This is a genomic window from Amycolatopsis orientalis DSM 43388 (genome assembly GCF_000411975.1).
Lineage (GTDB): Bacteria > Actinomycetota > Actinomycetes > Mycobacteriales > Pseudonocardiaceae > Amycolatopsis > Amycolatopsis orientalis_D.
The window spans coordinates 34,465-48,537 of the sequence record NZ_ASXG01000046.1; the positions used below are offsets into that span (position 1 = coordinate 34,465).

Consider the following 14,073-nt stretch of genomic DNA (forward strand, 5'->3'; position numbering starts at 1 on the left):
TGATCTTCCCTGCCTTCGGGACACCCATGACCCACCACAAGCGCCAGCCCAGCAGACGGGCGCAGAACAGCGCCGCCCGAGCCGTCTTCGACGAAGCCCGCCGCGCCGGACTCGTCCAACGGCACCTCCGCAAACTCCACCACCTCGCCCGGAGCCAAGGTTCGCCGTCAGCACACACCCCACAATCAACCGCAAGCCCGCCCGCCTCCGCGCCAACGCCCTCCGCTCGCCAGCCGACCCGAGCACACCCGCGAAGCCACCCACCCGCGCAACAACTCACCCTCGACATCAACATCGCCCACCGGCCCCTCACCCCGCCACGCCGTCCGTCCACAGAGGCCGGGGCCCCGCACGAAGCCGCCTAGCCAACCAAGCCCACCCCTGAAAGTCGGCAGCGGACAGCTGCCGCACTGCAGGGTCTCGAGGTCGGAGCAGGTCTCTCGGCGGCTCCGGCCGCGCACTCAACCAGATCTCGGCATCCGACCAGCTTCAGCAAAATCGGGCCGACGGCGTATCGGCCTTAGTCGATCCGAGCGACGGGCGCAGAGCACATCGGACTGTGTCACGCGCAGGACACATGCCACTCTGCACCCGTCCCGGGAGCTGAAGGTCTGCATTGCCCAGCGCGGACGAGCTGACCGCGCGATACGTTCCAGTCGTGCACGCCCGCGCAAGGCCGGATCACCGAAAGGCGTTGACGGAAAACAGGAAGCAGACGGAGCTAGCGCGCTGCCCGGACGGACGCTGCGCTGAGCTTGGGCACGGCAGAAGGGGCAGCGACCGCAGCGCAGGCCGCTGCCGACGATGCACGCAAAGCGAACGCACTCTTCCAGCAGCAACATGTCCGCGAAAGACGCCCAGCAGGCGGCAGCTTCCGTTCCCACGCCCGAAAGCTCGGCAGCACACTCACCGGCTCCGGCGGATACGCCGTCATGGCCATGCACGACGCGAACAAACCCTTCTGCAACGTCGTTCTGGAGGACATTCGCCTGATGGACCAGCCGCTATAGGGCTGGCGGAAGCACCCGGATGTGCCAGCGGCGCCTCAGGTCTTCGACAAAGACGACGCCGGCGACAAGTGCGAATTCTTTTGTACAACTCCTCGCTGAAACCGGCTCGGCACAGTCGTTCAACGTAAGCAGGCCGAGACCCCTTCGTGGACGATCTCGCACGCGAACGATCAAAGGCGGAAGCGCAGCGCCCTCAACTTCCCGAAGCCAGCCGAGACGGGCTGCCCAGCGCCTTGCGCGCGGTGAGTCCTGCCTTTGCCGCGCTGAAGCGGTGCAATGCCGCGTCCGGGCGAGGGAGGTACTGGCAGTGCCCCCATCGCCAGTTCCTCCATCCCGGCTGTCGCACGAGGTTTCCTGGACCTCCGGCTCGCGGGAATCCCGGCGCTCGAACGCGGATCCCGTGCCAGATTCGACAGAAGGGTGACGATGATGTCCGTTTCTGTGACCGCTGTTGCCGATTTCGAGTACGCAAGCTGGCTCGACCGCGCAGCGTTGCTGGAGTTCGTCCGGCCGCGGCACCGCGCGCTGCTGGCCACCACCCGTCCCGACGGCGGCGTCGAGTTCTCTCCGGCCCGGTTCGCGCTGGACCGGTGCGAGCGGATCGTGATCGCCACCGAGCGCGATCGGGTCCGGACCCGGAACGCACGGCGCGACCCGCAGGTGTCGGTCTGCGTGCTCTCCGACGACGAGGACGGGCCGTATGTGCAGATCGACGGGCTGGCCGAGGTGCTGGACCTCGCCGACGCGTTCGACCTCGTTCCCGGCGCGTTCCGACGGCCGGGAATCAACGGGGCGACGCTCGGGCCCGAGCATTCGCTGATCCGCATCGACATCGAACGCTGGGACCCGATCAGCAGCGAGGCAGGGCGGTAGCGCGGTGCTATCCGCCGCGCTCCGCCGTGAGCTGCCGCGTCAGTGCCACACCGGGACCGGCGCAGTAAGCGACTATCGACAAGCCCGGGTCGGCGGGCAGGTCGAGCACGTTGTACTCCAGTTCGAGATCGCCGGCGACCGGGTGGCGGAAGAACTGTGTGCCGGTGCGGTAGTTGCGCACGTCGTGAGTCGCCCAGCGGGTGCGGAACTCCTCGCTGCCGGACAGCAGTTCGTCGATCAGCCCGGCCAGCTCCCGGTCGCCCGGGGTGCGGCCCGACGCGACGCGGAGGACGCCCACCACCTGCTCGGCGACCCGGTCCCAGTCGCGGTAGAAGCCGCGGGCACGCGGATCGGCGAAAATGAACCGGCCGAGATTCGACCGGTTGGCCGGGTCTTCGTACAGCGGCGCGTAGAGCGCGGCGCCCAGCCGGTTGACGGCGAGCACGTCCATCCGCGGGTTGCGCACGTACGCCGCGGTCTCCGTCATCGCATCGAGCAGATGCCGCACGCTGGACCGCACGTGCGCGGGCCGGGCAGGGCTGACCGGAGCCGCGGGCTCGGCCGCGATCCGCACCAGGTCGACGAAGTGCGCGCGTTCGGTCTCGTTCAACTGCAACGCGCTGGCGACCCGGTCGACGACGTCCTCGGAAACACCGCGCACGTTCCCGCGCTCGAGGCGCGTGTAGTACTCGATGCTGATGCCGGCGAGCAACGCGACTTCTTCGCGGCGCAGCCCGGGAACCCGGCGCTTGCCCCGGAACTGCGGCAGCCCGGCCTGACGCGGCGTGATCCTCGCCCGGCGGGTCGTGAGGAAGTCGCCGATGTCCCGGCGGACGTCGATGTCCGTGTTCATCGGCAGCAGCCTACTTGGCCGCGGCCCGGACACCGAGGTCCGAGCCAGATCGGCTTGACTTCACTCATTCTGCGATAAGGTTACCTTATTGACAACTGCCTGACATTAGCGCGAAGGTGGACGCGCCGAAACGGCCGCGGCAGGAAGGAAATCCGAGATGGCGCAGCGCATCATGATGGTGAACCCGTGGGGAGTCGGCTACATGGACGAACCCGCGCGCGAGGTCGTCAGCCCGCATCTGCACGACAGCACCGAACTGGCGGTGACCAACCTCGGCGAGGCGGCTCCTCCGCTCCCCTGGCCCGCCGCGGAGGCGAGCGGACTGATGGTCGAACGGGCCAGGCAGGCGGAGAAGGACGGATTCGGCGCGGTCGTGATCGGCTGCTGCGCGGACCCGTTCCTGGACGAGACCCGTGCGGCCGTGTCCATCCCGGTCGTCGGGGTCACCGAGGCGGTCTGCTCGACCGCGAAGAACTGGGGCAAGCTGGCCATCCTCGCCCGCAGGCTTCCCGACTCGTACCTTCCGCTGATCCCGACGCAGGGCAATTTCGACTTCTGGATCGGCAAAGCGCGGCAGTACGGGCTGTCGGGTGAGCAATTCACCACCCGCGGCGTCGCCGTGCCGGCGCATCCCGATCCGGAGACTCTCGACCGGCTCACGGAAACCGATCCCGGCGCCTTGCGCGACCGCACCCTCGATGCGATGGCGAACGGCTTGCACGAAGACGGCCTCGTCCAGGCGAAGTCCGCGGTCGAGGAGGACGGAGCCAAGGCGCTGTTCTTCGCCTGTGCCTTCTGGAGCCGATCCATCGACGAACTCGGCGACGCGGCGTCCGCGTACGGTGCTCCGGTCATCAATCCGCTGGTGTGCGCCGCCACCTACGCCGAGCACCTCCTGGAGTCCAAGGCGTGACGGCGGACGCGGCCGACCTGACCATCGACCGCGCCGCGGCCGAGATCGCTCGCGGAACGCTTTCCCCGGTGGAATTGACGGCCGCCGTGCTCGACCGGTGCGCGCGCCTCGATCCCGAACTCGGTTCGTTCACCCTGGTGCGGGCCGAGGAGGCGATGGCCGAGGCCCGGCGAGCCGAACGGGGTCTCGCGTCGGGCGAGTATTTCGGTCCCCTGCACGGGATCCCGCTGGTGCTCAAGGATCTCTACGATCTGGCCGGACACCCGAGGACGGCGAGTTCGGCGACGCGAAAGGGTCATCTCGCCCGCCGCGACGCCACCGTCTCCCGTCGGCTGCGGGAAGCCGGAGCCGTGCTGATCGGGAAGACGCATTGCGACGAATACGCCTACGGCAGCACCACTCCGGCCACTCGCAACCCGTGGAACCCGGACCGGGTGCCCGGCGGCTCGAGCGGCGGCTGCGGCGCGGCCATCGCGGCCCGGATGGGTCTCGGCGGCATGGGCACCGACACCGGCGGCTCCGTGCGGATTCCCGCGGCGTTGTGCGGCATCGCGGCGCTGAAGCCGACGTACGGGCTCGTGCCGAGAACCGGCGTGGTCCCGCTGTCCTCGTCGCTGGACCACGCCGGTCCGATGGCGCGTACCACGACCGACCTGGCTCATCTGCTGTCCACGGTCGCGGGGCACGACCCGGGCGACCCGGCGAGCGTCGCCCGGCCGGCCGGCGAGTATCTCGACGGCCCGCCCGTCCGCACCATCGGGGTTCCGCGCAGCTACTTCTTCGACCGTTGTCATCCCGAAGTGGCGGCAGGTGTCCGCGCGGCGGTCAAGGTGTTCGAGGATCTCGGCTGCGACGCGCGGGAAGTTGAGATCCCGTACGCCGCCGAGGCCTACGACGCGGGACTGGTCATCATCATGGCTGAGGCGAGTTCGTGCCTCGGCGACGTCCTCCGCGACCATGGCGGACTGCTCACCGAGCGCGTCCGGACAGCGTTGGCGGCCGGGGAGAAAGTGCGCGCGGTCGACTACCTCGAAGCACAGCGCGTCCGTACGCGCGCCCGGCTGGCCTGGCAACACGCGCTCGACGAGGTGGACGTGATCGCCTTTCCCACCGTTGCCGCGCCAGCCGCGGAATTCGGCTCGGACTCGGTGTCCTATCCGGACGGCACGACCGAGAGCGTCATCGACGCCTACGCCCGGTTTCCGCTCGCGGCGAACCTGACCGGGCTGCCCGCGCTGTCCGTCCCTTGTGGATTCACCACCGATGGGCTGCCGATCGGACTGCAGCTCGCCGGCCGGGCGTTCGGCGAAGCACAGCTGTTGCTGGCGGGTCGGCAGTTCGAGGAAGCCACGGATTGGGCGGACCGGATCCCGATCGCGGCCGGGGGAACGGCTTGACACGCGAAAGGAGGGGCGAGCTCGGCTCGTCCCCTCCTTTCGCGTGCTTCACGACTCCACAGCGGCCAGTTCGCTCGCCCGAGCGCGGAGTGCGCCCGGTTCGTCCACGAAGTACACCGAGACCAGGCACACCGCGCCGGCCACCGCGAGCAGCAGGGAGATCGACCAGGTGGTGCCTGTGAGCCCGAACAGGCTCGTTGCGACCAGCGGGGACAAGCCGCCGCCCAGGGTGAGCCCGACCTGAACTCCAGCCGACGAACCGCTGTACCGGTGTTTTGTCGCGAACAGCTCGCACATCAGCGAGCTCATCGGCCCGTACACCATTCCCGCGGCGACCAGGCCCAGTGCCATCGCCAGCCAGATCAGCACTGGGTTTCCGGTTCCGATCAGCCAGAACAGCGGGAAGGCCAGCACCACGAAGACCGACGCGCCGGCCAGCATCACCGTGCGCCGTCCGACCCGGTCCGACACCGCGGAGCTGACCAGAGTGCTCACCGCGTAACAGCACTGGCCGACCACGAGGCCGATCAGCCCGACCTGCGCGGACGCGAGCCCGGAAACCTTGAGGTAGCTGAGCACCCACGCCACCAGGACGTAGTTCACCGCGCCGAAACCGAGGCAGACGCCCAGGACGAGCACGATCTCCTTCGGGTTCTCCTTGATCGCCTCGACCACCGGGCGCCGCTTGGCCTTGTCCGAAGCCGCCGCCTTCATCGTCGAGAACGCACCGCTCTCGGCCATCCGGGCACGGATCACCAGACCGACGACCACCAGCACGATCGAGGCCAGGAACGGCATCCGCCAGCCCCAGGTACGGAATTGCTCAGCTGGCATCAGCGCGCAGAGCAGGATCACGAAGTTGGCGAGAACGACGCCGATGCTCGACGAGGCGGGCACGAATCCGGTGTAGAACCCGGACCTCCGCCGCGGTGCGGATTCGTTCACCATCAGCACCGCGCCGCTGTATTCCCCGCCGTAGGAAACGCCCTGCACGAAGCGCAGCAGCACCAGCAGCAACGGCGCCCAGAATCCGATCGACGCGTAGGTCGGGATCACGCCGATCAGGGTGGTGGCCAGCCCGGCGGTCAGCAGCATCGCGACCAGGAGTTTCTTGCGGCCGTAGAGATCGCCGAAATGACCGCTGATCACGCCGCCGAGCGGACGGGCGAGAAATCCGACCGCATAGGTGGAAAAGGAGGCGAGAAGAGCGGTGACGGTGCCGAGTTCGGGGAAGAACACTTTCCCGAACACCAGTGCCGCGATCGAACTGTAGATCGCGAAATCGTACTGTTCGATGATGTTCCCGACCGACGCGCCGAGAATGGTGCGCCGGAGATCGGCCGGCTTCGCCGGAACGGGAGCGGTACCTGCGGGCGACGTTGGAACCGTAGGCTCGGACATGGCTGTTCCCTGGGGATCGGTGGACGGGTGGGCGTTTCGGTTCAGCCGCGCACCAGTTCGCGCAGCTTGAATTTCTGGATCTTCCCGCTCTGCGTCATCGGGAGTTCGTCGAGCACGACCAGCCGTTCGGGCAGGTAATGCTTCGACAGCCCTTCGGCGAGCAAGTACTCGCACAGGGCGGGCAAAGTGAGGCTGGCGCCGGAAGCAAGTGCCACGACCGCGCAGGCCCGCTCCCCCAGCCGTTCGTCGGGCATGCCGACCACCGCCGCGTTGCGGACGCCGGGATGGTCGAACAACAAGGTCTCGATGTCGGCGACCGGGATGTTCTCGCCGCCGCGGATCACGATGTCCTTGGTCCGGCCCTGCAATGTCACCCACCCGTGCTCGTCGAGGACGGCGGTGTCGCCGGTGCGGAACCACGAACCCGGCAGAAACGCCTCGGAGGTCGCGTCGGGCCGCTCGAAATACCCCAGGAACAGCGAGGGCCCGCGTACGACGAGTTCGCCCGCCGAACCCGGTTCGGTGCGCAGGACGCCGTCCGCGTCCACGACCGCGGCCTCGGAACCGGAGAACACCGACCCGTCGGTCGCCAGGATCTCGTCCGGCTCGCGGGGAGTGGTCGAGACGATGATGCTGCACTCGGTCATCCCCCAGGCCGGCGCGACGTAGGCGCCCAGCGCCTTTCCGGCTTGTCGGGGCAGCGTCCGCGGCACGGACGAGCCCGCGACGACGAGGCAGGACAGCGGGCAGTCCGGGTCGCCGGCCAGGTCAGTGCGGAGCATGTCCTGCACGAACGTCGGCGCGCCGAAGAAGGTGGTGACGCCTTCCGCGCGGATGATTTCGGTGCCCCAGACCGGGTCCCATCGGTCGACGTGGACGCCGGTGCCGCCGAGGCACACGGTGAACACCACGCCCCAGATGAATCCGGTGTGGTGTCCGGTCGGCGAAGCGACCAGGTGGACCATCGGCTCGCCGAACGCGTCCGCGCCGAAGTGTTCGGCCAGCTGGTACGCGCTGTGCAGCAGGGTGTCGTGGCTGTGCATCGCCCCTTTCGGCTCTCCGGTGGTGCCGGAGGTGAAGCCGAGGTAGCAGATTTCGTCGGACGCCCGCGGCGGGAATTCCCGCGGCACGGCTGGGAGATCACGCCACCGCACCGCGTCCGGCCCGAGTTCGGCGCTGTCGTCGCCGAGGACCACGACCTTCTCCAGCGACGGGATGGACGCGTGCAGTTCCCTGGCGAGTTCCAGGTGCTCGTTCCCGCGCCACCGCACCGGAATCACCAGGACCTTCGCCTTGCTGCGGCGAAGGATCGCCTCCGCTTGACGGGCCCCGTAGGCGACCGGGATCCCGGTGTAGACCGCGCCGAGCTCGTTGATGCCGAAGATCAGCGCGCCGTATTCGATCCAGTTCGGCAGCATCACGGCGACCGCGTCGCCCGCCTCGACGCCGAGCCCCGCCAGCGCCGACGCGGCCAGCGTCGCTTCCCGGTCGAAGTCGCGGTAGGTCCAGCGCGGCGTCGTGCCGTCCGACCGGTAGCCGACCAGCGCCTCGCGGTCCGGAACCGCCGCCGCGGCGTCCCGCAGGACCGACCGGATCGTGCGGCCGCGCCACCGGCCGTCCCGGAAGTACTGGCGCACGGTCTCCGGATCGGCTGGAGCGCCTTCGGCGATCAGCCGGGAAACTGTCAGCGGCATCGAGGTTCTCCTTCCGCGAACGGGGCGGCTCACTGGATCGACTGGCCGCCGTCGACGACGAGGGTTTCGCCGGTCATGAAGTCGGACGCCGGACCGGCGAGCAGCAGCAGCCACGGCGCCAGTTCCTCCGGCCGTCCCATCCGGCGAGCCGGGATCCGCTTCAACACGGCGGCGGTCGCCGCGTCGTCGGCGCGCAGGCCCGCGTTGATGTCCGTGGCGAAATAGCCCGGGGCAATCGCGTTCACCTGCACGTTGTGCCGGGCCCATTCGACCGCCATCGAACGCGTGAAAGCGATCACCGCGGCCTTCGACGACGAGTACGCGGCGTGGTGGCTGACCCCCATCAGCCCGAAATTCGACGCGATGTTGACCACCTTGCCGGACCCCTGCGCGACGAACCGGCGGCCGATCGCCCGGGTGGTCAGGTAAACGCCGCGCAGATTCGTGTCGACGATCCGGTCCCACGATTCGGGCTCCTGCTCGACCAGGGTCGTCGTTTCGACGACCCCGGAGTTGTTGACCAGGATGTCGACGCGTCCGAACGAGGCGACGGCGGTTTCGGCCAGTTCCGCGACGTCCGACTCGCTCGTGACGTCGCAGCGCACTGCTTGCGCGCGACCGCCTTCGGCATTCAATTTGGCCGCGCAGTCCTCCAGGTCGGCCGTTCGCCGCCCGGCGACGACGACGGCGGCGCCCGCACCCGCGAGCGCTTCGGCCATGGCCCGGCCGAGGCCCCGGCCCGCCCCGGTGACGACAGCCACCTTCCCGTCCAGCGATCCCGTCATCACAGACTCCCGTTCCGGTTCGGTCGTGGGGCGAAAAGAGGCGCCCGCTTGGCGCGGAACGCGGCGATGCCCTCGGCTGCTTCGGCACCGGACGTCACGGTCCCGGCGAGAGCGGCTTCGAAGTCGAGGTGTTCCGGTCGGGGCGCAGTCGTGCGCAAGGCGTCCAGGATCGCCGCGGTAGCCGCTGGACCGCGGGCGGTGATGATGCGCGCTTGCTCGATCGCCTTGTCCAGCAACGCATCCGGCGCGACTGGCGCGAGCGGAGTCAGCCCCAGCTGAAAAGCGCGCTCGGCGGACATCTTGGTTCCGGTGAGCATGAGGTGCGACGCGGTCGCGCGGCCGATCGCGGCCGGAAGCCGTTGCGTGCCGCCGTATCCGGGAATCAAGCCGAGCCCGGACTCCGGCAGGGCGAACGAAGCATTTTCCGACAGCACAGGGAAAGCCGCCGCCAGCACCAGTTCGAAACCGCCGCCGAGCGCGAGGCCGTTGACCGCCGCGACGACCGGCGTCCGGCTGCCCGCGACCTCCGTCACGGCACGCTGTCCCGCCCGCAGCACTTCCCGCGCGGAGAGCGCGTCGAGCCCGGCCAGTTCGTCGATATCGGCGCCGGCACAGAAGGAGCGGCTGCCCGCACCGGTCAGGACGACCGCGCGCACCTCCGGCGCGTCGTCCAATTCGCGCACCGCGGCCGAGAGCTCGCCGAGCACCGCGGCGTTGAGTGCATTGTGGACCTCCGGACGGTTCAGGGTGACCACCGCGATCGGTCCGTCCCGGTCGAGCAGGACTTCGTCAGCCACGGGCGACGACCTCCTTCGAGAGCAGGTCCTCGGTGTCCGCGCCGAGCGCCGGGCTCGGCTCGTTGCGCGGCTGAGCCACGGACGCGAGCCGGAAGGGGCTGCGAACGGTGAACAGCCCGTCCGCGCCGGGCACCGGCAGCAGGCTGCCGCGGGCTTTCACCTGCGGGTCGGCGACGACCTCGCCGAGCGACCGGACCAGCGAGCACGGCACGTCGGCCCGGTCGAGCACGGCCATCCAATCCGCCGCCGGGCGCTCCGCCAGCCGGGCCGCGATCGCCCCGGTGATGCGGTCCCGCTGCGCCCTGCGGCCCGCGTTGTCGGCCAGTGCCGGGTCTCGTGCCAGCGCGGGAAGATCGACCGCCGCGCAGAACCGCTGCCACATCGCGTCGTTCCCGATCGCCACCACGAGCGGGCGGTCCGCGGTCTCGAACGGCTGGTAGACCGCGAGCACCGAATCGGTTCCGCCGCTGGGCGCGGGCTCCGGTTCGCCGGCGAGGAACGCGGCGATCCGCGGGGCCATCAGCGCGAGCCCGGAATCGAGCAGCGACACGTCCACGACGTCGCCTTTGCCGGTCGCCTGCTGCCGGACCAGCGCCGCGTTGACGGCCAGCGCGGCGCACATGCCGGTGACGATGTCGGTCAACGCTGTCGAAACCCGTTGCGGGGTACCGCCTTTCGCGCCGGTCACCGACATCAGCCCGGACCGTGCCTGTGCCGCGAGGTCGTAGCCGGGCAACGCGCTGTCCGGCCCGTCGAGGCCGAAGCCGGACAGCGCGCAGTAGACGAGACGCGGATGGCGTCCGCACACCGCTTCCGGAGCCAGGCCCAGCCGCTCGAGCTTGCCGGGGTTCAGATTGTGCAGGAAGACGTCCGCGCCGCCCAGCAACTCATCCAGCGCCGAAAAACCTTCCGGGGAACGGAGATCCAGTTCCACCGACCGCTTGTTCCGGTTGGCCGAGGCGAACCACGCCGAGGTCCTCCCCACGAAGGGCGGACCCCACGCACGGGTGTCGTCGCCGTGTCCCGGCCGCTCGACCTTGACCACGTCGGCGCCGAGGTCGGCCAGGTACATCGCGGCCGTCGGGCCGGCGTAGGAGGTCGTCAGGTCGATGACGCGCACTCCGGCGAGGGGCCCGGACGCAGTCGGATTGCCACGCATGTCGTCACTCTCAACAGTCGATGGGGTGGTGGACTGCCGGTTCCTCGGATCGAGGCGGCGCCTTCAGCCTGACATTTAGCGTAATGTAAGTCAATAAGCAGAATGCTAATCAATTCACAAGACAAGAGGACAGCCGGATACGCCGAAGGGGGCCGGCACAAGGCCGGCCCCCTTCGTGGTCCTAGCTGCCCGCGACGCCGCGGGACCGCTCACATGGCGATGCTTCCGCCGTGTTCGTCGAAATGCTTGCGCAGGTGCGCACGCAGGTAGGTGAGATGTTCGGTGATCGCCTTCTCCGCGGCCTCCGGGTCGCGGTTTTCGATCGCCTTGACGATTCGCTGATGCTGGGCGAACGTCTCGCGCCCGACCTTGGGCGAGAGATCGAGGTAGGCCACCGGCTCGGATTCGCGGTGCAACGCGTAGATCAGCGCGGCCAGCACCCGGTTCCCGGACATCTTCGCGATCCCCACGTGGAACTGCGCGTCGAGTTCCGCGATCATCGGGTCGTCGACGGTCCGCCGCTTCTGCTCCGCGAGGATCTCCCGCAGCCGGGCGACGTCCTCGTCCGTGCGATTCTGCGCGGCCAGCACGGCGGCGGGCGCCTCGAGGTGCTGGCGGACCATGGCGACCTCGTCGAAGTCGAGTCCGCCGAGCCGGAGCAGATTGTGCATCGACTCCTGCACGACCTGCCCCAGCGCGGTGTGGTTGACCGCCTGGACGAAGCTGCCGCCTCCGGCGCCGGGCACCTTGCGGATCAGGCCCCGGGACTCCAGCGCCGACAGCGCCTCGCGGATCGTCGGGCGGCTCACGCTGAACTGCCGGGCCAGCTCGGTTTCCGGCGGGAGCCGGTCGCCGGTCTGCAGCTGGCCGTCCAGCACCGCCTTCTGCAGCGCCTCCTCGACCTGCTGACGCGGACGCAGCACTTTCTGGCCCAGCACCGGAGTGCTCCGCCCGGCACCGCTCGGGTTCGCCATTCCGTCTCCTCCGCCCCGCACCGACTGTGGCACCACTTCGGTCAGACAGTTTACCCGCTGCTCATTCCGGGCGGCATTTGACCAGCAGCGGCATGACGCCCTCCTGGACGACCTCGTCTCGCTGGTTCACGAGCCGGTAGCGGCGTCGGAGCACCCCTCGCCTGCCGTCGCTGGTCAGCCGTTTGTCCTCGATGAGCACTTCGACCCGGATCGTGTCCCCGTCGAACACCGGACCGGTGAAGCGCCATTCCTCGATGCCGAGCAGAGCGATCGTGCTCGCCTCGAACACACCGAGCCGGGTCACGAGCCCGGTCACCACGCTCATGCCCAGCACTCCGTGCGCGATCCGCTGCCCGAACGGGCTGTCCTTCGCGAACTCGGCATTGGTGTGGATCGGGTTGTAGTCGCCCGACAGCCCGGCGAAGGTCGCGATCTCGGCGAGCCCGACGGTGCGGCCCGGCGTGGTGAAGGTGTCGCCCACCTCGAAATCCTCGAACCAGTACGCGGGCTTGACGGCGTTTCCCATCAGGCGCTCCCCTCTTCGGCGGACCCGAAGGCCCGCGTTTTGATCATCCGGGTCGAGTCGTAGGTCGCGACCGTCTCGCCCTTGGAGTTGACGACCGTGTTGCTGGTCTTGACCACGCCCCGGTCGCCGCGCGAGGTCAGGCGTTTCGAGACGAAGTCGATCCGCGTTCCGATCGTGTCGCCCGCGTACACCGGCGCCTGCCAGCGCGGAGTCAGGTCCAGCAGCGCGAGACCGGTGCCGCGGGTCACCCCGGCGCTCAGGACCAGTCCTTCGGCGAGCGACAGCGTGAGCATGCCCGGCGCGATCCGGCCCGAGTAGTGCTCGGGCCGGCTCACGTACTCCAGGTCGAGGAAGGTCGGGGTCGAGAACCCGCACAGCGTCACGAAGGCCGAGATGTCGTAGTCGGTGACGGTCCGGCGCGGGGTCTCGATCCGCTGGCCGTCGTGGTAGTCCTCGAAATAAAGGCCGGTCATGGCGTCAGTACGACTTCGGCATCCCCAGCACCTTGTGGCTGAGGTAGTTGAGCACCATGTTGGGCGAGACGGGGGCGACCTGGAACACGCGGTTGTCGCGGAACTTCCGCTCGATGTCGTATTCCTTGGCCAGCCCGAATCCGCCGTGCGTCTGCATGCAGGCCTCGGCCAGCTCCCAGGACGCCTCGGCGGCCAGGAACTTCGCCATGTTGGCGAGCGCGCCCGCGTTTTCCGCCTTGGCGTCGTAGGCCGCGGCCGCCTTCCAGCGCATCGCGTCGGCGGCTTCAAGGTGGGCGTAACCCTTGGCGATCGGGTGCTGGATTCCCTGGTTCGCGCCGATCGGCTTGCCGAACAAGACGCGCTCGTTCGCGTATTTCACCGCCCGGTCGACGAACCAGCGACCGTCTCCGATGCATTCGGCGGCGATCACGATCCGCTCGGCGTTCAGTCCGTCGAAAAGGTATTTGAAGCCCATGCCCTCTTCGCCGATCAGCGCGTCGCCGGGCACCCGCAGGTCGTCGATGAACAGCTCGTAGGTGTGGTGGTTGAAGATCAGCGGGATCTTCTTCATCGACAGCCGAGCCGGGTCGACGTCGCGGATGTCGACGAGGAAGCACGAGATGCCGAGTCCGGGCTTGGCCGGGTCGGGCGAAGGGCTCGTGCGGGCCATGATCACCATCAGATCGGTGTAGGCAGCGCGGGAGATGAACACCTTCTGCCCGTTGAACACCCAGTCGTCGCCGTCTCGGCGCGCCGTGGTGGCGAGCTTCGAGGTCTCGGTCCCGGCATTCGGCTCGGTGAGCGCGAACGTGGTCAGCCGCACGTCTCCGCTGGTGATCTGCGGCAGCCACTTCTTCTTCAGTTCATCCGAGCCGTGGCCGACCACGATGCCCATGGCGAACATCGCCGCGTGGATCGCCGCGCCCGCCCCTCCGGACCGGTTGATCTCCTCGGTGATCACCGACGCCTCGGTGACGCCGAGTCCCCAGCCGCCGTACTCCTCGGGAATCATCACCGAGTGCAGGCCGGCCTTCTCCGCGGCCTTGGCGAATTCCTCCGGGAACGCGTCGCGTTCGTCGACCTCCCGGTAGTAGTCGTCGGAAAACCGCGATGTCACCGCCTTCGCGGCCTGCAGGACGTCGTCCAAAGTGGCCTCGGGCGCCATGGATTCGACTGTGGTCATCTCGTACCGCACCTCTCGTGTCCGCCCGCAACGGG

The 14,073-nt window shown here is 68.9% G+C and carries 14 protein-coding genes; 4 read left to right on the forward strand and 10 right to left on the reverse strand.

Annotated features, from left to right (window positions below):
* Positions 1 to 755 precede the first annotated feature (755 nt).
* Both L942_RS44185 and L942_RS08565 read left to right on the forward strand, forming a co-directional pair.
* Positions 756 to 1,010, forward strand: coding sequence for a hypothetical protein (locus L942_RS44185; protein ID WP_158684442.1), 255 nt, complete (start codon positions 756 to 758; stop codon positions 1,008 to 1,010).
* 429 nt (positions 1,011 to 1,439) lie between these two features.
* On the forward strand, positions 1,440 to 1,883 hold the full coding sequence (locus tag L942_RS08565) for a TIGR03618 family F420-dependent PPOX class oxidoreductase (protein ID WP_037357412.1): 444 nt from the start codon (positions 1,440 to 1,442) through the stop codon (positions 1,881 to 1,883).
* Positions 1,884 to 1,890: 7 nt separating this feature from the next.
* Here L942_RS08565 and L942_RS08570 read toward each other — a convergent pair whose 3' ends face one another.
* A complete protein-coding gene (locus tag L942_RS08570) occupies positions 1,891 to 2,736 on the reverse strand; it encodes a helix-turn-helix domain-containing protein (RefSeq protein ID WP_051165800.1) in 846 nt (281 codons plus the stop codon).
* A 157-nt stretch (positions 2,737 to 2,893) separates the two neighbouring features.
* Here L942_RS08570 and L942_RS41925 point away from each other — a divergent pair, with 157 nt between their 5' ends.
* Together L942_RS41925 and L942_RS08580 are read left to right on the forward strand one after the other, a co-directional pair.
* A complete protein-coding gene (locus tag L942_RS41925; protein ID WP_051165801.1) occupies positions 2,894 to 3,649 on the forward strand; it encodes an aspartate/glutamate racemase family protein in 756 nt (251 codons plus the stop codon).
* Entirely contained in the window at positions 3,646 to 5,046 is a 1,401-nt protein-coding gene (locus tag L942_RS08580) for an Asp-tRNA(Asn)/Glu-tRNA(Gln) amidotransferase GatCAB subunit A (protein WP_037357259.1), read from the forward strand. Before L942_RS41925 ends, L942_RS08580 begins: the two co-directional genes overlap by 4 nt.
* 48 nt (positions 5,047 to 5,094) lie before the next feature.
* On the opposite strand, the gene L942_RS08585 is transcribed toward L942_RS08580, so the two are convergent.
* From L942_RS08585 to L942_RS08625, 9 genes are all read right to left on the reverse strand, one after another.
* Positions 5,095 to 6,447, reverse strand: a complete 1,353-nt coding sequence (locus L942_RS08585; RefSeq protein WP_037357261.1) for an MFS transporter — start codon at positions 6,445 to 6,447, stop codon at positions 5,095 to 5,097.
* 41 nt (positions 6,448 to 6,488) lie between these two features.
* A complete protein-coding gene (locus tag L942_RS08590) occupies positions 6,489 to 8,141 on the reverse strand; it encodes an AMP-binding protein (protein WP_081654987.1) in 1,653 nt (550 codons plus the stop codon).
* 29 nt (positions 8,142 to 8,170) lie between these two features.
* Positions 8,171 to 8,926, reverse strand: coding sequence for an SDR family NAD(P)-dependent oxidoreductase (locus tag L942_RS08595; protein ID WP_037357263.1), 756 nt, complete (start codon positions 8,924 to 8,926; stop codon positions 8,171 to 8,173).
* Positions 8,926 to 9,723, reverse strand: a complete 798-nt coding sequence (locus L942_RS08600) for an enoyl-CoA hydratase/isomerase family protein (RefSeq protein WP_037357265.1) — start codon at positions 9,721 to 9,723, stop codon at positions 8,926 to 8,928. Before L942_RS08600 ends, L942_RS08595 begins: the two co-directional genes overlap by 1 nt.
* Positions 9,716 to 10,882 (reverse strand): CaiB/BaiF CoA transferase family protein, encoded by a 1,167-nt coding sequence (locus tag L942_RS08605; RefSeq protein WP_051165802.1) that lies wholly within the window; start codon positions 10,880 to 10,882, stop codon positions 9,716 to 9,718. The genes L942_RS08600 and L942_RS08605 overlap by 8 nt, the downstream gene beginning before the upstream one ends.
* A gap of 209 nt (positions 10,883 to 11,091) precedes the next feature.
* Positions 11,092 to 11,856: a FadR/GntR family transcriptional regulator gene (locus tag L942_RS08610; RefSeq protein WP_037357267.1), complete on the reverse strand. Its 765-nt coding sequence runs from the start codon at positions 11,854 to 11,856 to the stop codon at positions 11,092 to 11,094.
* A 61-nt stretch (positions 11,857 to 11,917) separates the two neighbouring features.
* Positions 11,918 to 12,382 carry a MaoC/PaaZ C-terminal domain-containing protein gene (locus L942_RS08615; protein ID WP_037357269.1) on the reverse strand — a complete coding sequence of 155 codons (465 nt, stop codon included), beginning with the start codon at positions 12,380 to 12,382 and terminating at the stop codon, positions 11,918 to 11,920.
* On the reverse strand, positions 12,382 to 12,855 hold the full coding sequence (locus L942_RS08620; protein ID WP_037357271.1) for a MaoC family dehydratase: 474 nt from the start codon (positions 12,853 to 12,855) through the stop codon (positions 12,382 to 12,384). The genes L942_RS08615 and L942_RS08620 overlap by 1 nt, the downstream gene beginning before the upstream one ends.
* 4 nt (positions 12,856 to 12,859) lie before the next feature.
* Entirely contained in the window at positions 12,860 to 14,038 is a 1,179-nt protein-coding gene (locus tag L942_RS08625; RefSeq protein WP_037357422.1) for an acyl-CoA dehydrogenase family protein, read from the reverse strand.
* Between the last annotated feature and the right edge of the window lie 35 nt (positions 14,039 to 14,073).

Excerpts from the sequence above, each read along its gene's own strand:
- L942_RS41925 (WP_051165801.1), top strand. The coding sequence starts at position 2,894 with ATGGCGCAGCGCATCATGATGGTGAACCCGTGGGGAGTCGGCTACATG.
- L942_RS08615 (WP_037357269.1), bottom strand. The coding sequence starts at position 12,382 with ATGGGAAACGCCGTCAAGCCCGCGTACTGGTTCGAGGATTTCGAGGTG.
- L942_RS08605 (WP_051165802.1), bottom strand. The coding sequence starts at position 10,882 with ATGCGTGGCAATCCGACTGCGTCCGGGCCCCTCGCCGGAGTGCGCGTC.
- L942_RS08620 (WP_037357271.1), bottom strand. The coding sequence starts at position 12,855 with ATGACCGGCCTTTATTTCGAGGACTACCACGACGGCCAGCGGATCGAG.
- L942_RS08610 (WP_037357267.1), bottom strand. The coding sequence starts at position 11,856 with ATGGCGAACCCGAGCGGTGCCGGGCGGAGCACTCCGGTGCTGGGCCAG.
- L942_RS08565 (WP_037357412.1), top strand. The coding sequence starts at position 1,440 with ATGTCCGTTTCTGTGACCGCTGTTGCCGATTTCGAGTACGCAAGCTGG.
- L942_RS08590 (WP_081654987.1), bottom strand. The coding sequence starts at position 8,141 with ATGCCGCTGACAGTTTCCCGGCTGATCGCCGAAGGCGCTCCAGCCGAT.
- L942_RS08585 (WP_037357261.1), bottom strand. The coding sequence starts at position 6,447 with ATGTCCGAGCCTACGGTTCCAACGTCGCCCGCAGGTACCGCTCCCGTT.
- L942_RS08625 (WP_037357422.1), bottom strand. The coding sequence starts at position 14,038 with ATGACCACAGTCGAATCCATGGCGCCCGAGGCCACTTTGGACGACGTC.
- L942_RS08595 (WP_037357263.1), bottom strand. The coding sequence starts at position 8,926 with ATGACGGGATCGCTGGACGGGAAGGTGGCTGTCGTCACCGGGGCGGGC.
- L942_RS08570 (WP_051165800.1), bottom strand. The coding sequence starts at position 2,736 with ATGAACACGGACATCGACGTCCGCCGGGACATCGGCGACTTCCTCACG.